This is a genomic window from Streptomyces roseicoloratus, assembly GCF_004117935.1.
In the GTDB taxonomy this organism is placed as follows: domain Bacteria; phylum Actinomycetota; class Actinomycetes; order Streptomycetales; family Streptomycetaceae; genus Streptomyces; species Streptomyces roseicoloratus.
Map to the genome: position 1 here is coordinate 1 of NZ_SDOY01000159.1, position 22,422 is coordinate 22,422.

Annotated in this window: 17 protein-coding genes; 9 read left to right on the top strand and 8 right to left on the bottom strand. The window is 73.2% G+C overall.

What is annotated here, in order from left to right:
* Nucleotides 1-127: 127 nt before the first annotated feature.
* Nucleotides 128-2,353, bottom strand: a complete 2,226-nt coding sequence (locus tag ESG85_RS27665; RefSeq protein ID WP_128983911.1) for a glycoside hydrolase family 15 protein — start codon at nt 2,351-2,353, stop codon at nt 128-130.
* Between the two features lie 291 nt (nt 2,354-2,644).
* Between ESG85_RS27665 and ESG85_RS27670 the strand changes: the two genes are divergently transcribed.
* Nucleotides 2,645-5,056, top strand: coding sequence for an MMPL family transporter (locus ESG85_RS27670; RefSeq protein ID WP_128983912.1), 2,412 nt, complete (start codon nt 2,645-2,647; stop codon nt 5,054-5,056).
* A 268-nt stretch (nt 5,057-5,324) separates the two neighbouring features.
* Here the strand turns inward: ESG85_RS27670 and ESG85_RS27675 are convergent, their stop codons facing one another.
* On the bottom strand, nt 5,325-6,107 hold the full coding sequence (locus ESG85_RS27675; protein ID WP_128983913.1) for a MerR family transcriptional regulator: 783 nt from the start codon (nt 6,105-6,107) through the stop codon (nt 5,325-5,327).
* Nucleotides 6,108-6,392: 285 nt separating this feature from the next.
* Here ESG85_RS27675 and ESG85_RS27680 point away from each other — a divergent pair, with 285 nt between their 5' ends.
* Nucleotides 6,393-7,334, top strand: a complete 942-nt coding sequence (locus tag ESG85_RS27680; RefSeq protein ID WP_128983914.1) for an AraC family transcriptional regulator — start codon at nt 6,393-6,395, stop codon at nt 7,332-7,334.
* Here the strand turns inward: ESG85_RS27680 and ESG85_RS27685 are convergent.
* Complete coding sequence (locus tag ESG85_RS27685; protein ID WP_309550165.1) at nt 7,312-7,695, bottom strand: Zn-ribbon domain-containing OB-fold protein; 384 nt, start codon at nt 7,693-7,695, stop codon at nt 7,312-7,314. The genes ESG85_RS27680 and ESG85_RS27685 overlap by 23 nt on opposite strands.
* Before the next feature lie 185 nt (nt 7,696-7,880).
* Nucleotides 7,881-8,333, bottom strand: a complete 453-nt coding sequence (locus tag ESG85_RS27690) for a DoxX family membrane protein (protein ID WP_128983915.1) — start codon at nt 8,331-8,333, stop codon at nt 7,881-7,883.
* 420 nt (nt 8,334-8,753) lie between these two features.
* On the opposite strand from ESG85_RS27690, the gene ESG85_RS27695 reads away from it, so the two are divergent.
* From ESG85_RS27695 to ESG85_RS27715, 5 genes are all read left to right on the top strand, one after another.
* Nucleotides 8,754-9,908 (top strand): flavin-containing monooxygenase, encoded by a 1,155-nt coding sequence (locus tag ESG85_RS27695; RefSeq protein WP_128983916.1) that lies wholly within the window; start codon nt 8,754-8,756, stop codon nt 9,906-9,908.
* Between the two features lie 344 nt (nt 9,909-10,252).
* Nucleotides 10,253-11,173 carry a class A beta-lactamase gene (bla, locus tag ESG85_RS27700; RefSeq protein ID WP_128983917.1) on the top strand — a complete coding sequence of 307 codons (921 nt, stop codon included), beginning with the start codon at nt 10,253-10,255 and terminating at the stop codon, nt 11,171-11,173.
* A gap of 183 nt (nt 11,174-11,356) precedes the next feature.
* A complete protein-coding gene (locus tag ESG85_RS27705; protein WP_128983918.1) occupies nt 11,357-13,585 on the top strand; it encodes an acetate--CoA ligase family protein in 2,229 nt (742 codons plus the stop codon).
* 179 nt (nt 13,586-13,764) lie between these two features.
* A complete protein-coding gene (locus ESG85_RS27710) occupies nt 13,765-14,490 on the top strand; it encodes an enoyl-CoA hydratase/isomerase family protein (protein WP_246095337.1) in 726 nt (241 codons plus the stop codon).
* A 128-nt stretch (nt 14,491-14,618) separates the two neighbouring features.
* On the top strand, nt 14,619-15,206 hold the full coding sequence (locus tag ESG85_RS27715) for a flavin reductase family protein (protein ID WP_128983998.1): 588 nt from the start codon (nt 14,619-14,621) through the stop codon (nt 15,204-15,206).
* 38 nt (nt 15,207-15,244) lie between these two features.
* Here ESG85_RS27715 and ESG85_RS27720 read toward each other — a convergent pair whose 3' ends face one another.
* Nucleotides 15,245-16,576, bottom strand: a complete 1,332-nt coding sequence (locus ESG85_RS27720; protein WP_128983920.1) for an MFS transporter — start codon at nt 16,574-16,576, stop codon at nt 15,245-15,247.
* Nucleotides 16,577-16,850: 274 nt separating this feature from the next.
* The gene (locus ESG85_RS27725; RefSeq protein WP_246095338.1) at nt 16,851-18,071 is read right to left on the bottom strand and encodes an MFS transporter; all 1,221 of its coding nucleotides are present in this window, start codon (nt 18,069-18,071) and stop codon (nt 16,851-16,853) included.
* 243 nt (nt 18,072-18,314) lie between these two features.
* Here ESG85_RS27725 and ESG85_RS27730 point away from each other — a divergent pair, with 243 nt between their 5' ends.
* Nucleotides 18,315-19,304 (top strand): GlxA family transcriptional regulator, encoded by a 990-nt coding sequence (locus tag ESG85_RS27730; RefSeq protein ID WP_246095325.1) that lies wholly within the window; start codon nt 18,315-18,317, stop codon nt 19,302-19,304.
* A gap of 66 nt (nt 19,305-19,370) precedes the next feature.
* Here ESG85_RS27730 and ESG85_RS27735 read toward each other — a convergent pair whose 3' ends face one another.
* Together ESG85_RS27735 and ESG85_RS27740 are read right to left on the bottom strand one after the other, a co-directional pair.
* Nucleotides 19,371-20,420: a Zn-dependent alcohol dehydrogenase gene (locus ESG85_RS27735; protein ID WP_128984000.1), complete on the bottom strand. Its 1,050-nt coding sequence runs from the start codon at nt 20,418-20,420 to the stop codon at nt 19,371-19,373.
* A gap of 5 nt (nt 20,421-20,425) precedes the next feature.
* Nucleotides 20,426-21,358, bottom strand: a complete 933-nt coding sequence (locus ESG85_RS27740) for an SDR family oxidoreductase (RefSeq protein WP_128983921.1) — start codon at nt 21,356-21,358, stop codon at nt 20,426-20,428.
* A 102-nt stretch (nt 21,359-21,460) separates the two neighbouring features.
* Here ESG85_RS27740 and ESG85_RS27745 point away from each other — a divergent pair, with 102 nt between their 5' ends.
* A complete protein-coding gene (locus ESG85_RS27745) occupies nt 21,461-22,387 on the top strand; it encodes a cyclase family protein (RefSeq protein ID WP_128983922.1) in 927 nt (308 codons plus the stop codon).
* Nucleotides 22,388-22,422 lie beyond the last annotated feature (35 nt).

The window sequence follows — 22,422 nt, forward strand, 5'->3', positions numbered from 1 at the left end:
AACAAGGGCGGCCGCACCAGAAGCCCACCAGACACGGCCCGCCCCACCAACCCCAGAAGCCCTACCGCACCCCCGCCCGCCGCGACCCCACCCCCACCAACCCCAGAAACAAGCCGCACCCCCTCCCCTAAGAACCCCCCGCTCCCCACGTCGTCGTCCCCGCCGGATGGGCGCCCTGTGAACCCGGGCGGTCCAGGCGTGTCAGGCCGCCCGCTCCGGACAGGCCGTCCAGTACCTCGTCCAGGGTCGTCGCCGCCATGATCAGGGACAGGTGCGTGAAAGCCTGCGGGAAGTTGCCCAGTTGTTCGCCGCTCGGGCCGATCTCCTCCGCGAACAGGCCGACGTGGTTGGCGTACGTCAGCATCTTCTCGAACGTGAACCGGGCCTGCCGCACCCGTCCCGCCCGCGCCAGCGCGTCCACGTACAGGAAGGTGCACAGGCTGAACGTGCCCTCCGCGCCTCGCAGTCCGTCCGGCGAGGCGCCCGGGTCGTAGCGGTGCACCAGGCTGTCGTGGACGAGGTTGCGCTCGATCGCGTCGAGGGTCGAGAGCCAGACCGGGTCCGTCGGGCTGAGCAGGCCCGACCTCGGGATGAGGAGCAGCGCCGCGTCGAGGACCTCCCCGCCGTAGTACTGCACGAGTGCCCGCCGCCGCTCGTTCCAGCCCCGGTGCATGACCTGGGCGTAGATCTCGTCGCGCGCCGCCCGCCACGTCTCCAGTGCGGCGGGCCGGCCGAACTCCTCCGCGAGGCGCAGTCCCCTGTCGAAGGCCACCCACGACATCACGCGGCTGAACGTGAAGTCCTGCCGTCCGCCCCGGGTTTCCCAGATGCCCTCGTCCGGGCCGTCCCACGACTTCGCCAGCCAGTCCAGCAGCGCGGACACCGCTTGCCAGCCCTCGTGCGTGGGCTGCGTGTCGAGGCCCGTCCACAGCCCGGCGCCGGGTCCGGGCCGAGCGTTCGTCCCGGCCGACCCCACCCCCGCCCCCGCCCCCGCACCGACACCCGGACTCACCCCTGGGCCCGCTCCCGCCCCCGGGCCCGAGCCGCGGGCGCGGCCCTGGGCGAGGGCGTAGAGGGCCTCGCCGTAGATGTCGAGCTGGAGCTGGTCGGCGGCGGCGTTCCCCACGCGTACGGGCGACGAACCGCGGTAGCCCTCGAAGCCGGTCAGGATCTCCTCCGGCAGCCACGGGTCGCCGTCCACGCGGTACATGATCTGGAGCGGGCGGGTCCCGTTCGGCCCCGTGCCGTCGCCGCCGGTGACGTCGCCCGTACCGGGGCCCGTGATGGTCACGGCCCCGCGCGCCGAGGCGCGCTCCGTGACGCGTTCGGTGAGCCAGCCGGTGAACGCCGCCGCCTCGTCGACGAATCCGAGGTCGAGGAGGGCGCGGACGGCGAGGGAACCGTCGCGGATCCAGGTGTAGCGGTAGTCCCAGTTGCGCTCGCCGCCGACGAGTTCGGGCAGGCCGAGGGTGGCCGCGGCGATCGGGGCGCCGGTGGGCAGGTAGGTGAGCAGCTTCAGCGTGATGGCGGATCGGTGCACCATGTCCGGCCAGCGGCCCCGGTAGCGGGCGGTGCGCACCCAGCCCTGCCAGAAGTCGACGGCGTCCCACAGCGCGGTCTCGACCTCGCCGGGCATCGGCAGCGGCGGAGGCTCCGCCTCCGGCCCGTCGACGGTGAACGCGGCTCCGGCGACGTCGCCTTCGCGGAGCGTGAGGCGGCCGCGTACGTCGTACGGGCCGTCCTGCTCCATCGGGATGTTCGACTGCAGGTACGCGGCGAGGCCCGGGGCCCGGAAGGTGGCGGTGCGGCCGTCGACGTGCGTCTCGTGCGGGTTGTCGGCGAAGCCGAAGCGCGGCCGGCACTCCATGGAGAACGTGACGGTCCCGCGGGTGCAGCGCAGCACGCGGAGGATGGTGTGCCGGTCGGTGGCCCGGCCGGTGCGGTCGGGAGGCATCCAGTCGATGAGTTCGCCCACGCCGTCGGGTGACATGAAACGGGTGACGAGGAGGGCGGTGTCGGGGTAGTAGAGCTGCTTCGTGGTGACGGTGGAGGCGGTGGGGGCAGTGGAAGCAGTGGTGACGGTGGAAGCAGTGGAGGCAGTGGGGGCAGCTGAAGCGGTGGAGGCGGTCGGCTTCTTCGCCGGTGGCGCCCCGCCCGTCTCGGCGTCGTCGAGCGCGTCCAGGGACAGGCGGAAGTAGCCGCCCCGGTCGTGGTCGAGGAGCGCCGAGAAGATGCCCGGCGAGTCGAATCGCGGCGCCGCGAACCAGTCGACCACGCCCTCGTCCGAGATGAGCGCGCACGTCTGCAGGTCGCCCACCAAGCCGTGATCGGCGATGAGCGGATAGCGCTTCACGGTTCCACTATCGGGGAGGACGGCCGATCCGGCGCCCTGACGCGACGGGCCGATCCGGCGCCCTGACGCGACGGTCTGCACCGCCCGGCCTCGGCCGTCCCCCTCCGACCGCGCCCCTCGGCCGTCCCCTCCTCCGACCGCGCCCCTCGGCCGTCCCTCTCCGACCGCGCCCGTCGGCGTCGTCCCCGTCGTCCCCGTCGCCCCTGTTTCGAGATGACGAGTCCGCCCCGACCGCCAACAATTGGTTCCGTAGCGACGCTCGGGGATTGCCTATCCGCACGCGGCGGTGCCATGAACGCACGTAGCCCGGTGAAGACCCCGGTGAAGACCCCCGTGGAGAAGGGCCTGCTCTACCGCATCGGGCACTGGTGTGCCCGGCACTTCGTGATCGTCATCGTGCTGTGGCTGGCCGCCGTCGCCGGGCTGCAGATCACGGACCGGGCGGTGGGCGGGCAGTTCTCCGACGACTTCGCGCTGCCGGGCGTGCAGTCCGCGGAGGGCCTGGACGTCCTGAAGGCGCACGACCCGGCGGCCGGCGGTTACGGCGCGCAGATCGTCCTGAACCAGCCTTCCGGACCGCTCACCGACCAGGCCTCGGCGGTGAACTCGACCGTCGCGGCGCTGCAGAAGCTGCCGGACGTGCTCAGCGTGCAGAACCCGCTGCCGCCGCCCGGCACTCCCCCGCCGACGACGCCGTCCACGGCGCCGAACACCGGGCCGCTGTCCACGGACGGCAAGACCGCGTACATCACCATCCGGTTCTCCGTGCCGCCCTCCACGCTCGGCACCGACTACCTGAACGGCGTGGACGGCGCCGTACAGCCGCTGCGGGACGCCGGCGTGGACGTCGAGTACGGCGGGTCGCTCGGCGAGCTGGCCCGGCCGGCGCCCGACGACCGCACGAGCGAGGCGATCGGCTTCGCCGTCGCGATCGTCGTGCTCCTGATCGGCTTCGGCAGTGTGATCGCGGCCGTGCTGCCGCTGGTCACGGCGCTCATCGGAGCCATCTGCGGGCTCGCGCTGCTGGGTCTGATGGCGGCGGCGTTCACCTTCGGCACGGTCTCGCCGACGCTGGCCACGATGATCGGTCTGGGCGTCGGCATCGACTACGCGCTGTTCCTGATCACGCGGCACCGCCAGAACCTCGTGAACGACCACGATCCCGCCGACTCGGCCGCCCTCGCCACCACGACGAGCGGCCGGGCCGTCCTCGTGTCCGGCTGCACGGTGATCATCGCGCTGTCCGGGCTGTGGGTCTCGGGCGTCACCTTCATCGGCAAGCTGGGGCTCGCGGCGGCGTTCACGGTCGTGACCGCCGTGCTGGCGGCGCTGACGCTGGTCCCGGCGATGCTGGGGCTGGTGGGGCGCCGTATCGACCGCTACCACGTGCGCAAGCCGGTGGCGGAGACCAACGTGGAGGTGACGGCCGGAGCAGGCGCCGAAGCGGGCACGGAGGCAGGAGGCACCGGCACCGCAGCCCCCACCGCCGCCGCGACCGGCACCGCAACCCCCACCACCGGCACCGCAACCCCCACCACCGGAACCGGAGCCGGAACCGGCACCTGGCATCGCTACGCGCAGCGCGTCGAGCGGCGGCCCTGGTGGTTCCTGGTGTCCGGCGTCGTGGCGCTGCTGATCCTGGCGTTCCCGCTGCTCTTCATCCAGCTCGGGCACATCGGCGACGGCGCGGACCCCAAGTCGTTCACGGACCGGCGGGCGTACGACCTGATCTCGACGGCGTTCGGTCCCGGCGCGAACGGGCCGCTGACACTGGTCGTGGACCAGACAGAGGTGCCCTCCGGCGACCGGGCGGCGCTCGCGAGCAGGCTCCAGCAGGCGCTGACGAACGTGCCGGACGCCGCCTCCATCACACCGCTGCAGACGACGCCCGACGGCGACGTGCTGATCGGCACGGCGTACTCGGTCGCGTCCCCGCAGGACGAGCGCACCACCGACCTCACGAACCACCTGGTGGACGACGTGCTGCCGCAGGCGGTGGCCGGGACGGAGGCGCAGACGTACGTGACGGGCACGACGGCCGCGCAGGTCGACTTCCTCGACATCGTCTCCAGCCGTCTGCCGCTGATCATCGCGGTGGTCGTCGCGCTGGCCTTCCTCGTCATCCTGACCGTGTTCCGCGGCCTGCTGGTGGCGGTGAAGGCGGCCGTCCTGAACGTGCTGTCCATCGCGGCGTCGTACGGGGTCGTCGTGGCCGTCTTCCAGTGGGGCTGGGGCGGGCCCGCGCTCGGGGTCTCCGGGAAGGTGCCCATCGAGAGCTACGTGCCGATGATGATGTTCGCGATCGTCTTCGGGCTGAGCATGGACTACGAGATCTTCCTGCTGTCGCGGGTGCGCGAGGCGTGGCTGCGCACCGGGGACGCGAAGGCGAGCGTGGCGCACGCGCTGGAGATCACGGCGCGGGTGATCACGTGTGCGGCCCTGATCATGGTGAGCGTCTTCGCGGCGTTCGTCGTCTCGGACAACATCGTGGTGAAGATGCTGGGCCTGGGCCTGGCCGCGAGCGTCCTGATCGACGCGACGATCGTCCGCCTGCTCCTGGTCCCCGCGGTGATGACCCTCCTGGGCAGCCGCGCCTGGTGGACTCCCCGGTGGCTCGACCGGATCCTGCCCCACCTGGACACGGAGGGTGAGGCCGCGCTGGAGGAGGAGGACCGGGCGGTGGGGGCGAAGCCCGAGGCGTGACAGCCGCGGCCCGTCTCGGCTGTCGCCCGCGCTGCCGAGGGTCTGCAGCCCCTCGACGGCGGTGGCGCCGACACGCACCGCACGCACGCCCGTCCGCGCGCACGCCTGTCCGCGCGCACGCCTGTCCGTCCGTCTGCCCGCCCGTCCGTCCGTCCGTCCGCATCGTCGTCTCAAGCACGGCTTACGGCTTACGGCTTACGGATCACGGCTCGCGGATCACGGCTCACCGCAGACGGCACACGGCACACGGCACACGGCCGATCGAGCCTCAGCTCAGCCGGGCGTCCGCGTAGGCCGCCATCGCCGCGCCCTGGTAGTCCGCGAGGCCGACGGCGATGCGGTCGAAGTTCTCGCGGAAACGAGGGTCCTCGGCGTACGTCGCCGCCAGGCCCTTGTACGCCTCCGCCGTCGGGGTCCAGAAGCGGCAGACGGTCCGGTAGTGGGCGTCCACCTCCTCCTGCACCTCCGGGGCGTCGACGGGCGTGCCGGCCGCCATGTGCTCCGCGAAGCGGATCATCTGGGCGGTGGCCTCGCGCTGCCACTCCTCGGTGGTCTCCGGCGTCATGCCCTCGACCGCCCGCCGCGACTCCTCGTACGCCGCCGGCCACCTCTCGCGGACCTCGGCCTCCATGTCCGGGTCGTGCCGGAAGCCCTCGAAGAGGTTCTCCGGCCGGTTGATCCTCACCATGTCCTCGTCCTCGCTTTCGTTTTCCCGATCCCGGGGTGATTCGAGATCGGCGATGGTGCGGGCGACCGTCGCCGCCAGCGTCCCGAGCCTGTCGCGCTCCTCGACCAGCCGCGCGTGGTGTTCGCGCAGGACGGTGACGCGGTCGGCCTCGCTGTCCAGGACGGCCTGGATCTCGCGCAGGCCCACGTCCAGCTCCCGCATGAGCAGGATCTGCTGGAGGCGCAGCAGCTGGGGCTCCTCGTAGTGGCGGTGACCGCTGCTCGCGGTCCACGCGGGCGGCAGCAGGCCGATCTCGTCGTAGTGCCGCAGGGTCCGGGACGTCACCCCGGACATCCGGGCCACGTCCGCGATCGACCAGGCCATGACGGTTCCCTTTCCCTTCCTTCGCCGGAGGCCGGTGGTCCCGGCCCCACACGAAGACCGTAGGAGTTGACGCTGCGGAAACCGCAAGTGGCCGGGTGGGGCGCGCCCGCAACCGGACCCTTCCGGAACCGGATCACCCGACCTTCCCGGGTCCGGGTCACCCGACCTTCCGGGTCCGGGTCACCCGACCTTTCCGGGCACGGATCGTCGGGTCCTGGGAGGCTGGTGGTTCCTACGGTGAAGGCACAGAGGAAACGAAACAGCAGGCAGGAAGGGTGGACGGGTGTGCTGGAAGGGCTGAACCGGGCGCTGGAGCACGTGGAGCGCCATCTCGACCGCGAGGTGGACGTCGCCGAGGCCGCGCGGATCGCGACGACCTCGGAGTACCACTTCCGGCGGCTGTTCTCGGCGCTCGCCGGCATGCCGCTCTCCGTGTACGTGCGGCGCCGCCGCATGACGCTCGCCGGGGCCGAGGTCCTGGCCGGGGAGCGGACGCTGCTCGACATCGCCGTGCGCTACGGCTACGGCTCGGGCGAGGCGTTCGCGCGGGCGTTCCGGTCCGTGCACGGCATCGGCCCGGGCGAGGCCCGGCGCGCCGGTGCGGCGCTCGTGTCGCAGCCCCGGATGTCCTTCCGTGTCGTCATCGAAGGGAGTACGACCATGCGGTACCGGATCGTCGAGAAGGACGCCTTCCGGGTGGTGGGCAGCAAGGCCACGGTCCCGCTCGTGCACGAGGGCGTCAACGCGGCCGCGGCGGCGCACGTGGCGAGCCTCGGCATGGAGACGATCGTCCGGATGAAGGAGCTGGCGGAAGGCGAGCCGGAGGGTGTCCTGTCGGCGGTGGTGCACCTGACCGACAGCCGGGAGGAGGGCGCCGAAGTGGACTACTGGATCGGCGTCGCGACCGGCGCCGACACCACCGTCGGCACCGGAAGCGGTACCGATGCCGGCACCGATACCGGTGCCGGCGACCTCGGCGACCTCGGCGGCCTCGACGTCCTCGACGTGCCGGCCGGCACCTGGGCGGTCTTCGACGACCACGGGCCCTACCCGGCGGCGCTCCAGGAGCTGTGGCGCGACGTGTTCACCCAGTGGTTCCCGTCCAATCCGTACGTGAGCCGGCCGGGTCCCGAGCTGCTGCGGACCCAGCCGGTGGAGATCGGCCAGGACACGGATTCCCAGCTGTGGATCCCGGTCGAGCGCGTCAGCTCGGGCGCCGGGGCCTGAAGACGGGGACCTGGACGTCGGCTTCCGCCCGGAACGCGACGTCCAGGTCCATGCCGATGCGCAGGTCCGCCTCGGGGCAGTCCACGATCTCCGTCATCATCCGCGGCCCCTCCGCCAGGTCGACGACCGCCGCCACGTACGGGACGCGGTCGCCGAACGGCGGGAGGTCGTTGCGGTGGACGACGGACCACGTGTAGAGCACCGCGCGGCCCTCGGCCTGCCGCCAGGCGACGTCCTCGCTCCAGCAGTACGGGCAGAACTCGCGCGGGTAGTGGTGCGGCCGGTCGCAGGCGGCGCAGTGGCGCAGCAGGAGGCGGCCTTCGGCGGCGGCGTCCCAGTAGGGGCGGGTGAACGCGTCGATGTCCGGGAGGCTCGCGGGGGTGGCCTTCGGGGCGCCGACGGTCGGGGAGCCGGCCTTCGAGGCACCGACGGTCGAGGCGCCGACTGTCACGGGCATGGCCGTCGCGGGCATGACCTCCGCGGGCATGACCTCCGCGGGCATGACCTCCGCGGGCATGGCCTTCGCGGGGTCGGAGGGTGTCGTCGTCATCGGAAGAGTCCGATCGCGTGGTCGAGCGACCAGGTCTGCCAGGACATGGCGAAGAGGGCGACGAGCGAGATCAGCGCCATCATCGCGTTCTGCCCCTGCTCGGCCCAGTCGTGGATCATCAGGACGAGGTAGAGGAGGTTCAGGAGCAGTCCGCCGACGAGGGCGACGGGCGTGAGGAAGCCGCTGATCAGGCCGAGGCCGAGGGCGAGTTCGGCGTAGACGACCACGTACGCCATGAGCTTGGGGCGCGGGGCCACCACCGTCTCGAAGCCGTGCTTCACCGCCGGCCAGCGGTGCTTGCCGGCGACGTCGGCGGCCCAGGCGATGCCCGTGCCGCGCTCGAACCAGCCTTTCCTGTCCTTGTGGCGCCAGCTCTCCAGCCACCACAGGCCGAGGCCGATGCGGAGGACGGCGAGCCATTCGGCGCCGGTGAGCCAGATCGTCTGCATGTGCGGTGCCGCCTCCCGTATGTGGAACCCGACATGGGATCGGGACCGGAACCCGGTCCGGAACCCGGCCCGGGATCCGGCCCGGGATCCGGCCCGGGATCCGGCCCGGGATCCGGCCCGGGATCCGGCCCGGAAGCTGGTGAGGGATCCGGTGTGAACCCCGGCCTGAACCCCGGCATGGGCCCTGGTGTGAACCCCGGCCTTGGCCCTGGTGTGAGCCCTGGTGTGAACCCCGGCCTTGGCCCTGGTGTGAGCCCTGGCGTAAGCCCCGGCGTAAGCCCCGGCGTGAAATCTGACGGGTCATCAGTTCATCGGATGCCTCCGCTTCTCCGCAAGACCCGTGCACCCGTGATCGATTCGCAACCCAACCCCCTCTTGACCGAGACCTACGACGTGTACGCGTCATTACGCTCAGCAGTCATGACCGTCACCCCCCAGCTCCATCCCGTCTACGTGATCGGCGGCGGCCCCGGCGGGCTCGCCGTCGCCGCCGCGCTGCGCGCGCGGGGCGTGCGGGCCGTCGTCGTGGAGAAGGCCGACGCCGTCGGCGACTCCTGGCGCCACCACTACGACCGGCTGCGGCTGCACACCACCCGCCGGCTCTCCGCGCTGCCCGGCCTGAAGATGCCGCGCTCCTTCGGGCGCTGGGTGGCCCGCGCGGACGTGGTGCGGTACCTGGAGACGTACGCCGAGTTCCACGACCTGGAGGTCGTGACGGGCGTCGAGGTCTTCCGCGTCGAACGGGACGGCGAGCACTGGACGCTGCACGCGACCGGCGGACGCCGGCTCACCGGCAGCGCCGTCGTGGTCGCGACCGGCTTCAACCACACCCCGCGGCTGCCCGACTGGCCCGGCCTCGGCTCGTACGAGCGCGAGCCCGGCCGCGAGTTCGTCCACGCGAGCGCGTACCGCAACCCCAAGCCGTACGCGGACAAGGACGTGCTCGTCGTCGGCGTCGGCAACACCGGCGCCGAGATCGCCGCCGACCTGGCGGAGGGCGGCGCCGCGCGGGTGCGGCTCGCGGTGCGCACGCCGCCGTTCATCGTCCGCCGCAGCACGCTCGGCTGGCCGAGCCAGCGCAACGGCGTCCTGGTGCGGCGGCTCCCGGTGGGCCTGGTGGACCGGCTGACCCGGCTGCTGGGGCGGTTCATCACGGCCGACCTCTCGGCGTACGGGATCCCGAGGCCGGAGGGCGGCCTCTACTCGCGCGCCCGGGCCGGGGCGATTCCGGTGCAGGACGTGGGCCTGGTCGCGGCCGTACGGGCCGGGAAGGTCGAGCCGGTGGCGGCGGTGGAGTCCTTCGACGGCGGCGAGGTCGTCCTCGCGGACGGCTCCCGCATCGCCCCGGACGCGGTCATCGCGGCGACCGGCTACCGCCGCGCCCTCGAACCGCTGCTCGGCCACCTCGGCGTCGTGGACGAGCGCGGCCGCCCGGCGGTGACGGGCGCGCGCTGCCCGCGCGAGGCACCGGGCCTGTACTTCACCGGCTTCACGAACCCGATCAGCGGCATGTTCCGCGAGATGGCGCTGGACGCGGAGCGGATAGCCCGCCGGATCGCGAAGCAGCGACGCTAGGCCGTCGGGGCCCGCAGGCCGCTGGGCCGGGGGCGCAGGTCGCGGGGGCGCAGGTCTCGGGGCGCGGGTCGCGGGTCACGGGTCACGGGTCGCGGGGCGCAGGTCGCGGTGCAACCACTCGTACGAGAAGCGACGTCACGTCTCATGGACGGACAAATGGCGACTCGGGACGACTCGGGACGACTCGGGCCGACTCACGTCACATGGGTCGGTCGACTCACGCCACATGCGTCGGAGTCGCCAGAGTCTGCGCCGTCGCCACAGGCTGCACAGTCTGCGCCGTCGCCACAGGCTGCACAGTCGCCACAGGCGTCACCGCACCCGCAACATGGAAGGTACCGACCATGCGCCCCACCCGTCGGACGATGCTCGCCGCCGGTGCCGGAGCGGCTCTCGCGGCCGCCGCCCTGCCCCCGGCCTCGGCACACGCCGCCCCCGCCCCCGATCGCCCCGGGGCCTCCGCTCCCGGTCGCGCCCGGCGGCGGTTACGCGCGCTGGAGCGGGAGCACGGCGCGCGGCTCGGTGCGTACGCGTACGACACCGGGAGCGGTCGCCTGGTGACGTACCGCGCCGACGAGCGCTTCCCGATGTGCTCGCTGTTCAAGGCCCTCAACGCGGCGGCGGTCCTGCGGGACCTGGACCGCGACGGCTCCTTCCTCGCGCGGCGCGTGTTCTACACGGAGCAGTACGTGAAGCGTTCGGGCTGGTCGCCGGTGACGAAGGCCCACGTCGCCGACGGCATGACGATCGCCGAGCTGTGCGAGTACTCGATCACCGAGAGCGACAACACCGCCGCCAACCTGCTGCTGCGGGAGCTGGGCGGCCCGGCGGCCGTCACCCGGTTCGCCCGTTCGATCGGCGACGGGGTGACCCGGCTCGACCGCTGGGAGCCGGAGCTCAACACGGCCGAGCCGTGGCGCGAGACGGACACGACGACTCCGCGCGCCATCGCCCGCTCGTACGGCCGGCTCCTCCTGGGCGGCGCGCTCGCGCCCGGGGACCGGCACCTGCTGACCGGCTGGATGCTGGCCAACAGGACCAGCGGCAACCGCTTCCGCAAGGGCCTGCCGGCCGACTGGGTCCTGGCCGACAAGACCGGCGGCGGCGAGTACGGCAGCAACAACGACGCGGGCGTGGCCTGGCCTCCCGGCCGGCCGCCGGTCGTCCTGGCCGTCATGACCACCAAGCCGGAGCAGGACGCGGCGGACGACGCACTGGTCGCGGGCGCGGCGGCGGTGCTGGCGGAGGCGATGAACGCCGGGTAGCCGCGGCCGGGAGCGGGGGACCACACGGGTGGGCCCTCGCCTCGCCCGCACGCCCTATTCCTGACTGCCCGTCAGTTGAGTAATCTGACTATGCGTCAGATCAAGCCAGACGACCAAGCCATGTCAGGGACGGCACAGGACGGCTCCGGTCCCCGGGGTCGGCGGGATGGGCGGTGCGGAACGATGCTGGGATCGACTCACGGGACCTTCACCACCGACCTCCGCGCCCGCGTGGACGCCTGCGGTGAGCACCACGACGGCCGGGTGGTCGTGCACGGCGTCGCCGCCGTCGAGGGCGACACCGACGTCAGCGGTCGCCCGCTGCACGCGCCCGTACCCGAGCTCGACCGGTTCTTCCGGCCCGAGGTCGTCGCGGTCGTCGGCGCCTCCGACACCGAAGGGCGGCCCAACACCGGGATCACCCGGCAGCTGATCGACTGGGCCGCCCGGGTCGGCGCGCGGGTGGTGCCCGTGCATCCGACCCGTACCGCCGTCTTCGGGATCGACTGCGTGCCGTCGGTGGGCGAGCTCGACGCCTCCGTCGACCTCGCCGTCCTCCTCGTCGCCGACCCGCTGCCGGTCATCGAGCAACTCGCCGAGTCCAAGGTGAAGTTCGCCGTCGCGTTCGCGTCCGGTTTCGCCGAGACCGGCGAGGAGGGCGCCCGCGCCCAGGAGCGCCTCGCGGCGGCCGTCGGGCGGTCCGGGCTGCGACTGCTGGGGCCCAACACCAACCTCAACGCCTTCGAGCGCTTCCGGGAGGACCTGGAAGGCCCCGCCATCGCGCTCATCACCCAGTCCGGGCACCAGGGCCGCCCGGTGTTCACCCTCCAGGAGCTGGGCGTCCGGCTCTCACACTGGGCGCCGACCGGGAACGAGGCCGACCTGGAGACCGCCGACTTCCTCTCGTACTTCGCGCACCGGCCCGAGGTCGGGGCCATCGCCTGTTACGTGGAGGGGCTGAAGGACGGCCGTTCCTTCCTGCTCGCCGCCGACCAGGCGGCCCGCCGCGGGGTGCCGGTCGTCGCCGTGAAGGTCGGCCGCACCGAGGCCGGGGCCCGGATGGCCGCCTCGCACACCGGCAAGCTCACCGGCGCCGACCAGGTCATCGACGCGGCCCTGCGGCAGTTCGGGGTCATCCGGGTCGACGGGCTCGACCAGCTCCAGGACACCGCGACGCTGCTCGCCCGGGCCCGCAGGCCGGTCGCGGACGGCGTCGTCGTCTACTCCATCTCCGGCGGCACCGGCGCCCACTTCTCCGACCTGGCCACGGCGGCGGGCCTCACCCTGCCGACCCTCACGCAGGCGAAGCAGGACGAGCTGCACCAGTGGATACCGGAGTACCTGAGCGTGGCCAACCCGGTCGACAACGGCGGGCACCCGGTCGGCGACTGGCGCGGCCGGAAGATCATCGACGCGATCCTCGCCGACCCGGCGGTGGGCGTGCTGATCTGCCCGATCACCGGCCCCTTCCCGCCCATGAGCGACAAGCTCGCGCAGGACCTCGTCGACGCGGCGGAGCGGACGGACAAGCTGGTCTGCGTGGTGTGGGGCTCGCCCGTCGGCACCGAGGAGGCCTACCGCACGACCCTGCTCGGCTCGTCGCGCGTCGCCACCTTCCGCACGTTCGGCAACTGCATCGGCGCGGTCAGGGCCTGGCTCGACCACCACCGCTTCACGACCGGCTACCGCTCGCCCTTCGACGAGGCACCGCGCACCCCGTCGCCCTCGTTCCGCAAGGCACAGGCCCTGATGCGGCCCGGCCACCGGCTGAGCGAGCACGCGGCGAAGCAGCTGCTGCGGGCGTACGGGATACGGGTGCCGCGCGAGCAGCTGGTGACGAGCGCGGCGGCGGCCGTGCGGGCGGCGGGACTCGTCGGCTACCCGGTGGTGATGAAGGCCTCGGGCGCGCAGCTCGCGCACAAGACGGAGCTGGGCCTGGTGAAGGTGGGCCTGACGTCCGCGAGCCAGATCCGCGACGCGTACCGGGAGCTGACCGACATCGCCCGCTACGAGGGCATCGACCTGGACGGCGTGCTGGTGTGCCAGATGGTCGGGCGCGGGGTGGAGATGGTGGTGGGCGTGTCGCGCGACCCGCTGTTCGGGCCGACGGTCACGGTCGGGCTCGGCGGCGTCCTGGTGGAGGTCCTGAACGACGCGGCCGTGCGCGTACCGCCGTTCGGCGAACGGGAGGCCCGCGACATGCTGGGCGAACTGCGCGGGCGGGCACTGCTCGACGGGGTGCGGGGGGCGCCGGCGGCGGACGTGGACGCGCTGGTGGAGGTGGTGCTGCGGGTGCAGCGGATGGCGCTCGAACTGGACGGGGATCTGGCCGAGTTGGACATCAATCCGTTGATGGTGCTGCCGCGGGGGCAGGGCGCGGTGGCGCTGGACGCCCTGGTGGTGTGCCGGTGAGGGAGCCTTCGATGAGGGATGCGGCCGACCTGGCCTGCACGACCGGCGCGGCCGGCGCGGCCGACCTGACCGGCACGACCGGGGCGTCCGACCCGTCCGGCGCGGCCGAGGTGCGCGACGACGTCCTGCACGCCGTCGCGAACGGCGTCTCGTGGATCACGCTCAACCGGCCCGAGGCGATGAACGCGGTCACCTGGGACCAGCGGGAGCGGATCATCGCGCTGCTCGCGGAGGCCTCGGCGGATCCCGCCGTACGGGCGGTGGTGGTGACGGCGACCGGGCGGGGCTTCTGCGCGGGCGCGGACCTGCGGGGCGGGCCGTCGGCCCCGGCCGGTGAGCGGGTCGCCGGTGACGTGGCGCGGATGATCCGCCAGGGCGCGCAGCGCTTCGTCGGGGCCGTATTGGACTGCGAGAAGCCGGTGGTCGCGGCGGTGAACGGCACGGCGGCCGGGATCGGGGCGCACCTGGCGTTCGCGTGCGACCTGGTGCTGGCGGCGGAGTCGGCGAGGTTCGTGGAGGTGTTCGTCAGGCGCGGGATCGTGCCGGACGGCGGCGGCGCGTATCTGCTGCCGCGGCTGGTGGGGCCACAGCGGGCGAAGGAGCTGATGTTCTTCGGCGACGCGCTGCCGGCGGCGGAGGCGCGGGCGATGGGCCTGGTCAACCGGGTGGTCCCGGCGGAGGACCTGGAGAAGACGGCCCGCGAGTGGGCGGAACGCCTGGCCCGCGGCCCGACCCGCGCACTGGCCCTGACCAAGCAGCTGGTGAACGCGTCCCTGGACGCCGACCGCACGAGCGCCTTCGCGGCGGAGGCGGCGGCGCAGGAGGTGTGCATGACGACGCGGGACGCACGGGAGGGCGTGGCGGCGTTCGTGGAACGCCGGAAGACGCACTTCGAGGGCCGCTGACCCCGGTCCTCTCCCCTCCCCCGGTCCGGCAGGAGAGGAGAGGCAGCAGTGCGGGAACAACGGGTGCACCGGACTTCCTATCTGACGGTACGTCAGTTTCAATGACTCCCATGATGGGTCACGCGGGGATGGCGGCCACCGCCGTCCGGTATCTGAGGTCGGCCGGGGCGCCCACGGCCGTGGAAGCACTGCCGCGGCCCGCGCTGCGCGCGGTACGGGACGACGAACGGATGCCCGTCGATCCGGGCGAGTTCCGGCGGGTGCTCGGACACTTCGCGAGCGGGGTCACCGTCGTCACGGCACTGGACGAGGACGGCCCCGCGGGCTTCGCCTGCCAGTCCTTCGCGTCGCTGTCGCTCGACCCGCCGCTGGTGGTCTTCATGGTGGCCCGCACCTCGACGACCTGGCCGAGGATCGCCCGAGCGGGCCGCTTCTGCGTGAACGTCCTGGGCGCGGACCAGGCCGAACTGTGCCGGGCGTTCGCGGTGAGCGGCGCGGACAAGTTCGCGGGCGTGCCCTGGACCCCGGCGCCGTCGACGGGCTCGCCACGCCTGCCGGACGTGCCGGCGTGGATCGACTGCGAGATCGCGGCGGTCCACACGGGCGGCGACCACCTGATCGTGGTCGGCCGCGTGGCAGCCCTCGCCACGGCCGCCACCGACTCCACCGCCCCACTCCTCTTCCACCGAGGCCGCTTCGGCCGCTTCGCGGAGTAGACCACCGCCCCCGCCCGCCGTCACGCCCCCGCCCGCCGTCACGCCCCCGCCGCGGCCACCGCTCCCACCCGGGGGCGCCTGATCACCAGGGCCATCAGGGCCGCCGCCGCGCACAAGGCGCCCGCGGCGTACCAGACGACGTCGTACGAGCCGAAGAGGTCGCGGGCCAGGCCGCCGGCGAAGGCGACGGCGGCGGCGCCCACCTGGTGGGAGGCGAGGACCCAGCCGAAGACGATCGCGCTGTCCTCGCCGTAGTGCTCCCGGCACAGGGCGATCGTCGGCGGGACCGTGGCGACCCAGTCCAGGCCGTAGAAGACGATGAAGAACAGCATCGGCGGGTGCACCGCCGGGGCCAGCAGCATCGGCAGGAAGAGCAGCGAGATCCCGCGCAGCGCGTAGTAGACGGCCAGCAGGCGGCGCGCCTCGAAGCGGTCGGTGAACCAGCCCGACGCGATCGTGCCCACGACGTCGAAGACGCCGATCACGGCGAGGAGTCCCGCGGCCGCCGTCACCGGCATGCCGTGGTCATGCGCGGCCGGTACGAAGTGGGTCTTGACCAGGCCGTTCGTCGACGCGCCACAGATCGCGAACGTGCCGGCGAGCAGCCAGAACGGGCCGGTGCGGGCCGCCTTGAAGAGGACCGTGACGGCGCGGCGCGCGGCGCCCGTGACCGGCGCGGGCTTCTCCACGTACGCGCCGCCGTACGGTGCCATCCTCACGTCCGCCGGGTGGTCGCGCAGCAGCAGCCACACGAACGGCACGACCGCGAGCGCCGCCAGCGCCACGGTCACCGCGGCCGGACGCCAGCCGTGGTGCTCGACCAGCCAGGCGAGCAGCGGCAGGAAGACCAGCTGGCCGGACGCGCCGGCCGCCGTCAGGATGCCGGTGACCAGACCGCGCCGCGCCGTGAACCAGCGGTTCGTGACCGTCGCCGCGAAGGCCAGTGCCATCGAGCCGCTGCCGAGGCCGACGAGGACGCCCCAGCACAGCACCAGCTGCCACGGCTCCGTCATCCACACCGTGAGCAGCGAGCCGAGCGCGATCACGCTCAGCGCCACCGCCACGACCCGTCGGATGCCGAACCGGTCCATCAGCGCCGCCGCGAACGGCGCCGTCAGGCCGTACAGCGCGAGGTTCACCGACACGGCGAAGCCGATCGTGCCGCGCGACCAGTGGAACTCGCCGTGCAGTGGCTCGATGAGCAGGCCGGGCAGGGACGCGAAGGCCGCCGCGCCGATGATCGTGACGAAGGTGACGGCGGCGACGAACCAGGCGCGGTGGATCCGGATCCGGGGCCTGGCGCCGTTCCGGGGCTTACGGGTCGGGGCGGGAGCGGAACGCTCGCTTGTCTGGGTCACGTCAGAGAGCATCCCGGGCCGCCTCACGCCCCGCCATTGGCCCGGATGACAGCTTTCCCAAGGATCGGGCCAACCCGGTCGCCCCGGGGCGACCGGGGCGACCCGGGGTGGCCCGGGGTGGCCCTCCTGATCGGGCCGTCCTGATCGGCCGTCCTGATCGGCCGTCCCGACCCGGCCGTCCCGATCCGGCGTACCCGTCCGGCCGTCCCGGCCCCGCCATCGAGGTCCCGGACGGCCCGAGCCGGCCGCGCCCGCATCCCCTCGTCCGGGCGGTCCCTCCGTACGGCTACGCCCTCGGCAGCGTCCTGATCGGGCGCACCACCAGCAGCGCCGCCACCACCAGCACCGCGAGGCCCGAGCCCGCCAGCAGTACCTCCTCCGTGCCGGTCACCGCCGCCACCGGGCCCGAGAGCGCCCGGCCGACGCCCATCATCAGCAGGGATCCGGCCACGTCGTACGCGTGCAGCCGGTTCAGCGCGTCCTGCGGCACGTGCGTCTGCACCGAGGTCGACCACATCACCAGCCAGAAGGCGAACGCCGCGCCCGCGACGAACGCGCCCGCGTGCAGCACCGGCACCGGCGCGCCCGTCCCGAGCAGCAGCAGGTTCACCGGCAGGCCGAGCAGGGCCACCGCGCCCGCCGCCAGCGGGCGGACCGGGCGCAGGCGCATCGCGAGCAGGCCGCCGACGGCGCTGCCCGCGCCGTTGACCGCCATCAGCGCGCCGTAGACGGCCGACCCGTGCTCCTCCGTCACCAGGCTCGCGGTGAGCGGCACCGCGGGACCGGCGACCGTCAGGCCGTACACCGTCCAGATCGCGATGACGCCCCACAGCCAGCTGCGGGCCCGGAACTCCCGCCAGCCCAGGGCCATTTCGGACAGCAGGGAACCGCGCCTGACGTCGTCGGCCGGGGCCGGCGGGATCCGCATCAGGGCGAAGCAGACGGCGCTGACGGCGAAGGTCGCCGCGTTGACGGTGAACGCCGCCGACGTGCTCCACACGGCGACCAGCACACCGGCGAGCGCCGGCCCCGCCATCGTCGTCAGCGCCTCGACGACCCGCAGGACGGCGTTCGCGCGCTGCACGTCGGGCGCGATGCGCGGGATGGTGGAGGCGACGCCGGGCTGGAACAGCGCGGCACCCACGCCGCTCACGGCGGACAGCACGTACACGGCCCACAGCGGCGGGCTGCCGAGCGCGAACGTGACGGCGAGCAGCAGCGCGCCGGGCAGCCGCAGCAGATCGGCGGTGATCATCATCCGGCGGGCGGTGAAGCGGTCGGCGAGGACGCCGCCGACGAGGACGAAGAGCGCGAAGGCGGCGGTCCAGAGGCCGAGCGCGTAGCCGACGGTGGCGCCGGAATGACCGGCGCCGAGGAGTCCGGCCGCGAAGGCGACCGGGATCATGCCTTCGCCGAGGACGGCGACGGCCCTGGCCACGAAGAACAGCCGGAAGTTACGGTTCCAGAGGTCCGTGGGCCGCACCGCGCCCACCGGCAGCGCTTCCAGTGCCGGGGTCGCTGCCGGCGTCGGTGCCGGTGCCGGTGCCGAAAGCAGGGGCGTCTCCTGGAGCGGTGCCGGCGCCGGCCCCTGTGGCGCCGCGGGAATCCGGGCGGCCGGAGCGACGCCGCCCGTGGTGTCCTTGTACGTGTCGCCCCTGTACGTGTCGCCCCTGTACCTGTTGTCCGTCACGAGCAGCACACGTACCAGCCCGGTGGTCTGGACCACCACTCTTTTACGGAGGGAAACCCTGTGCCGGCCCATCGCGTCGCCGTCCTCGCCCTGCCCGGCCTCCTCCCGTTCGAACTGGGCATCCCCCACCGGATCTTCGGCCGGGCCAAGGACCCCGGGGGCCGGCCGCTGTACGAGATCGTGACCTGCGCGACCGCTCCCGGACCGGTCCCGACGGACGCCGACTTCGCCGTGCACGTCGAGCACGGTCCGGAGGTCCTGGCCACTGCCGACACGGTCGTCGTGCCCGCCTCGTACGAGCTGGGGCCGGTGTACGAGGAGGGAAGGCTCACCGACGAGCTCGCCGCCGCCCTCGCGCACATCCGGCCCGGCACCCGGCTCGTCTCCATCTGCACCGGCGGCTACGTGCTCGCCGCCGCCGGCTGCCTCGACGGGCGCCCGGCCACCACCCACTGGGCCTCCGCCGAGCACTTCCAGCGGCTGTTCCCGAAGGTCAGGGTCGACGCGGACGTGCTCTTCGTGGACGACGGCGACGTGCTCACCTCGGCCGGCGTGGCCGCCGGGATCGACCTGTGCCTGCACATCGTGCGCCGTGACCACGGCGCCGCCGTCGCCAACGACGTGGCCCGGCGCACCATCGTGCCGCCGCACAGGGACGGCGGGCAGGCCCAGTACGTCGCCCGCCCGGTCCCCGATCCGGGCACGTCGACCACGACCTCCGCCCGGGCGTGGGCGCTGGCCCACCTCCACGAGCCGATCCAGCTGCGCGACCTGGCGGTGCGCGAGGCGATGAGCGTACGGACCTTCACCCGCCGCTTCCGGGAGGAGGTGGGCGTGAGCCCCGGGCAGTGGCTCACGCAGCAGCGCGTGGAGCGGGCCCGGCACCTGCTGGAGTCCACGGACCTGCCGGTCGACCAGATAGCCCACGACGCCGGCTTCGGCACCGCCCAGTCCCTGCGGACGCACCTCCAGGCGGCGATCGGCGTGACGCCGACGGCCTACCGCCGCACTTTCCGCGCCACACCGGCCGCCGGGACCCCGGCACCGTGAGCGGCCCCGCCGGGCCGCCGGGTCCAGTCGACTGCCGCCGGGACCCCGGCACCGTGAGCGGCCCGCTCAGAACGTGAGCACGCCCCGCGCCACCTTCCCCCGCTCCATGTCCTCGACCGCCCGCGCGAAGTCCTCCACCGGGTAGACGGTGGTGACGAGTTCGTCCAGGAGGAGGCGGCCGGAGCGGTACAGCTCGGCGTAGAGGGCGATGTCCTTCTGCGGGCGGGAGGAGCCGTAGCGGCAGCCGAGGATCGCCTTGTCCAGGAACATCGCGGCGGGCGGGAAGCTCGCCTCGGCCGTCGGCGCCGTCATGCCGAGCAGGATCGCCTGGCCGTGCCGGTCGAGCAGGTCGACGGCGGCGCGGACGAGCGCGGTGTGCCCGACGCACTCGAAGACGTGGTCGGCTCCGGTCGGCAGGATCTCCCGTACGGCGTCGGTCGAGGTGAGGAAGTGGGTGGCGCCGAACCGCAGGGCGGGGTCCTCCTTGGCCGGGTTGGTGTCGACGGCGACGATCGTCGACGCGCCGGCGATCCGCGCGCCCTGGAGGACGTTGAGGCCGATGCCGCCGGTGCCGATGACCACGACCGTCTCGCCGCGGTCGACCCTGGCGCGGTTCAGGACGGCGCCGACGCCGGTGAGGACGCCGCAGCCCATGAGGGCGGCGGAGGTGAGCGGGATGTCGGCGGGGATCTTCACGGCCTGGACGGCCTTGACGACGGTCCGCTCGGCGAAGGAGGAGTTCGAGGCGAACTGGAAGTGCGGGGTGCCGGCCCGGGAGAAGGGCCGGCCGGGCCGGCCGATGGCCCCGCGGCACATCGTGGGGCGGCCCCGGTCGCAGTCGGCGCAGGTGCCGCAGTTCGCGAGCGTGGAAAGGGCCACGTGGTCGCCGGGTCCGACGTGCCGTACGCCGGGGCCGACGGCCTCGACGACTCCGGCGCCCTCGTGCCCGAGGACGACGGGCGCGGGGAACGGGATCGTGCCGTCGACGACGGAGAGGTCGCTGTGGCACAGTCCGGCGGCGGTGATCGCGACCAGCACCTCGCCGGGTCCGGGTGCGCGGACCTCCAGGTCGTCGACGACCCGGACGTCCTTCCCGTCGAAGACGACGCCCCTCATGGCGCTCACGATCCGTTCTCCTTGCGGGAGTTCGGGCGCTCGCCCGCGGCGGCCGCGCGGGCCATCTCCTCCAGTTGCCGGAGCATCGGCATCGGGTCCGTGCCCACCGTGCCCGGCAGGAAGTCGGCGATGCGTTCCGGCGTCCAGGCGCCGCCCTCCGCGTATCCGGCGCGCAGTTCGCGCGGCTGGGCCCACACGGCGATCTTGGGGCCGGCGATCGTGTAGACCTGGCCGGTGATCCGTTCGTCCTTGGCGCGGTCGGAGAGCAGGTAGACGACGAGTGCGGCGACGTCCTCGGGTTCGCCGATCTCCTTGAGCTCCATGGGGACGTTGGCGGACATGCGGGTGCGGGCGACCGGGGCGACCGCGTTCGCCGTCACGCCGTACTTGTGGAGCCCGAGGGCCGCGCTGCGGACCAGGGAGATGATGCCGCCCTTGGCCGCCGCGTAGTTGGCCTGGGCCACGGAGCCCTGGTGGTTGCCGCTGGTGAAGCCGATGAGGGTCCCCGCGCCCTGGCGGCGCATGACGGCGGACGCGGCCCGGAAGACGGTGAAGGTGCCCTTGAGGTGGGTGGCGACGACGGGATCCCACTCCTCCTCGGACATGTTGAACAGCATCCGCTCGCGCAGGATCCCGGCGACGCACACGACCCCGTCGATCCGCCCGTACGCGGCGAGTGCCGCGTCGACCACGCGCTGCCCGCCCGCCATGGTCGAGACGTCGTCGGCGACGGCGACGGCCGCGCCGCCCGCCGCCTCGATCTCCTTCACGACCGACGCGGCGACCTCGCTCGTGGGCTCGCCGCCCTCGATGGAGACGCCGTAGTCGTTGACGACGACGCTCGCGCCCTCGGCCGCGCAGGCGAGCGCGACCGCGCGGCCGATCCCCCGGCCGGCCCCCGTCACGGCGACGACCTTCCCTGCCAAGAAGTTCCCCACGCCCGGCCCCTTCCCGCGGTTTCTGACGACCCGTTAGATTCATGCGTCGGCAGGATTCTACGACCCGTCAGATACCGGAGAACAAGACCTCGGAGGCGCCCGATGTCACTTCCCGTCGCGTTCCACGACATCGCCAAGCGCGTGAACAACTGGGGGCGCTGGGGTCCGGACGACGAGATCGGCACGCTCAACCTGATCACCGAGGAGGTGGTACGGGAGGCCGCCGCGACCGTCCGCACCGGCCGCCGCGTCCCGCTCGCCCTCGACCTCAAGCAGGACGGCGTGCAGACCGGCATGATCCCCGGCCGGGTCAACCCGCTCCACGTCATGGTCCAGATCAACCAGGAGCTCTTCGGCCCCGGCACCGTCGCCACCAGCGACGACGCCGTGACCATGGGCCTCCAGGCCGGCACCCACTGGGACGCCCTCACCCATGTCTCGCACTCGGGCCGGATCTACAACGGCCGCCCCGCCGCGACCGTCACCCCGCACGGCCGCTCCGAGTTCAGCGGCATCCACACCGCCCGGCACGTCGTCTCGCGCGGCGTCCTGCTCGACGTGGCGGCGGCCAAGGGCGTGGACCGGCTGCCCGGCGGCCACGCCGTCACGCCCGAGGACCTCGACGAGGCCGCGGAGTTCGGCGGAGTGGCCGTGCGGGCCGGGGACGTCGTGCTCGTCCGCACCGGGCAGATCCAGGCGTACCTGGCCGGAGACCGGCACGGCTACGCCTTCCCGTCGCCCGGGCTCTCCGTCCGTACGCCCGAGTGGTTCCACGCCCGTGACGTGGCAGCGGTCGCCAACGACACGCTGACCTTCGAGATCTTCCCGCCGGAGATCGAGAACCTGTGGCTGCCCGTGCACGCGCTCGACCTGGTCGAGATGGGGATGCTCCAGGGGCAGAACTGGAACCTGGAGGAGTTGTCCACAGCCTGTGCACAGGAGCGGCGGTACGCGTTCCTGCTCTCCGCCATGCCCGAACCGTTCGTGGGCGGCACGGGAACGCCGGTGGCGCCGGTGGCGGTGCTGTAGGGAATTCAGGGCGCAGGAGCGCGGGGAGGGAGGTG

Excerpts from the sequence above, each read along its gene's own strand:
- ESG85_RS27690 (WP_128983915.1), bottom strand. The coding sequence starts at position 8,333 with ATGCAGACGATCTGGCTCACCGGCGCCGAATGGCTCGCCGTCCTCCGC.
- ESG85_RS27670 (WP_128983912.1), top strand. The coding sequence starts at position 2,645 with ATGAACGCACGTAGCCCGGTGAAGACCCCGGTGAAGACCCCCGTGGAG.
- ESG85_RS27705 (WP_128983918.1), top strand. The coding sequence starts at position 11,357 with ATGCTGGGATCGACTCACGGGACCTTCACCACCGACCTCCGCGCCCGC.
- ESG85_RS27720 (WP_128983920.1), bottom strand. The coding sequence starts at position 16,576 with ATGCTCTCTGACGTGACCCAGACAAGCGAGCGTTCCGCTCCCGCCCCG.
- ESG85_RS27745 (WP_128983922.1), top strand. The coding sequence starts at position 21,461 with ATGTCACTTCCCGTCGCGTTCCACGACATCGCCAAGCGCGTGAACAAC.
- ESG85_RS27735 (WP_128984000.1), bottom strand. The coding sequence starts at position 20,420 with ATGAGGGGCGTCGTCTTCGACGGGAAGGACGTCCGGGTCGTCGACGAC.
- ESG85_RS27695 (WP_128983916.1), top strand. The coding sequence starts at position 8,754 with ATGACCGTCACCCCCCAGCTCCATCCCGTCTACGTGATCGGCGGCGGC.
- ESG85_RS27675 (WP_128983913.1), bottom strand. The coding sequence starts at position 6,107 with ATGGCCTGGTCGATCGCGGACGTGGCCCGGATGTCCGGGGTGACGTCC.
- ESG85_RS27710 (WP_246095337.1), top strand. The coding sequence starts at position 13,765 with ATGAACGCGGTCACCTGGGACCAGCGGGAGCGGATCATCGCGCTGCTC.
- bla (WP_128983917.1), top strand. The coding sequence starts at position 10,253 with ATGCGCCCCACCCGTCGGACGATGCTCGCCGCCGGTGCCGGAGCGGCT.
- ESG85_RS27715 (WP_128983998.1), top strand. The coding sequence starts at position 14,619 with ATGGCGGCCACCGCCGTCCGGTATCTGAGGTCGGCCGGGGCGCCCACG.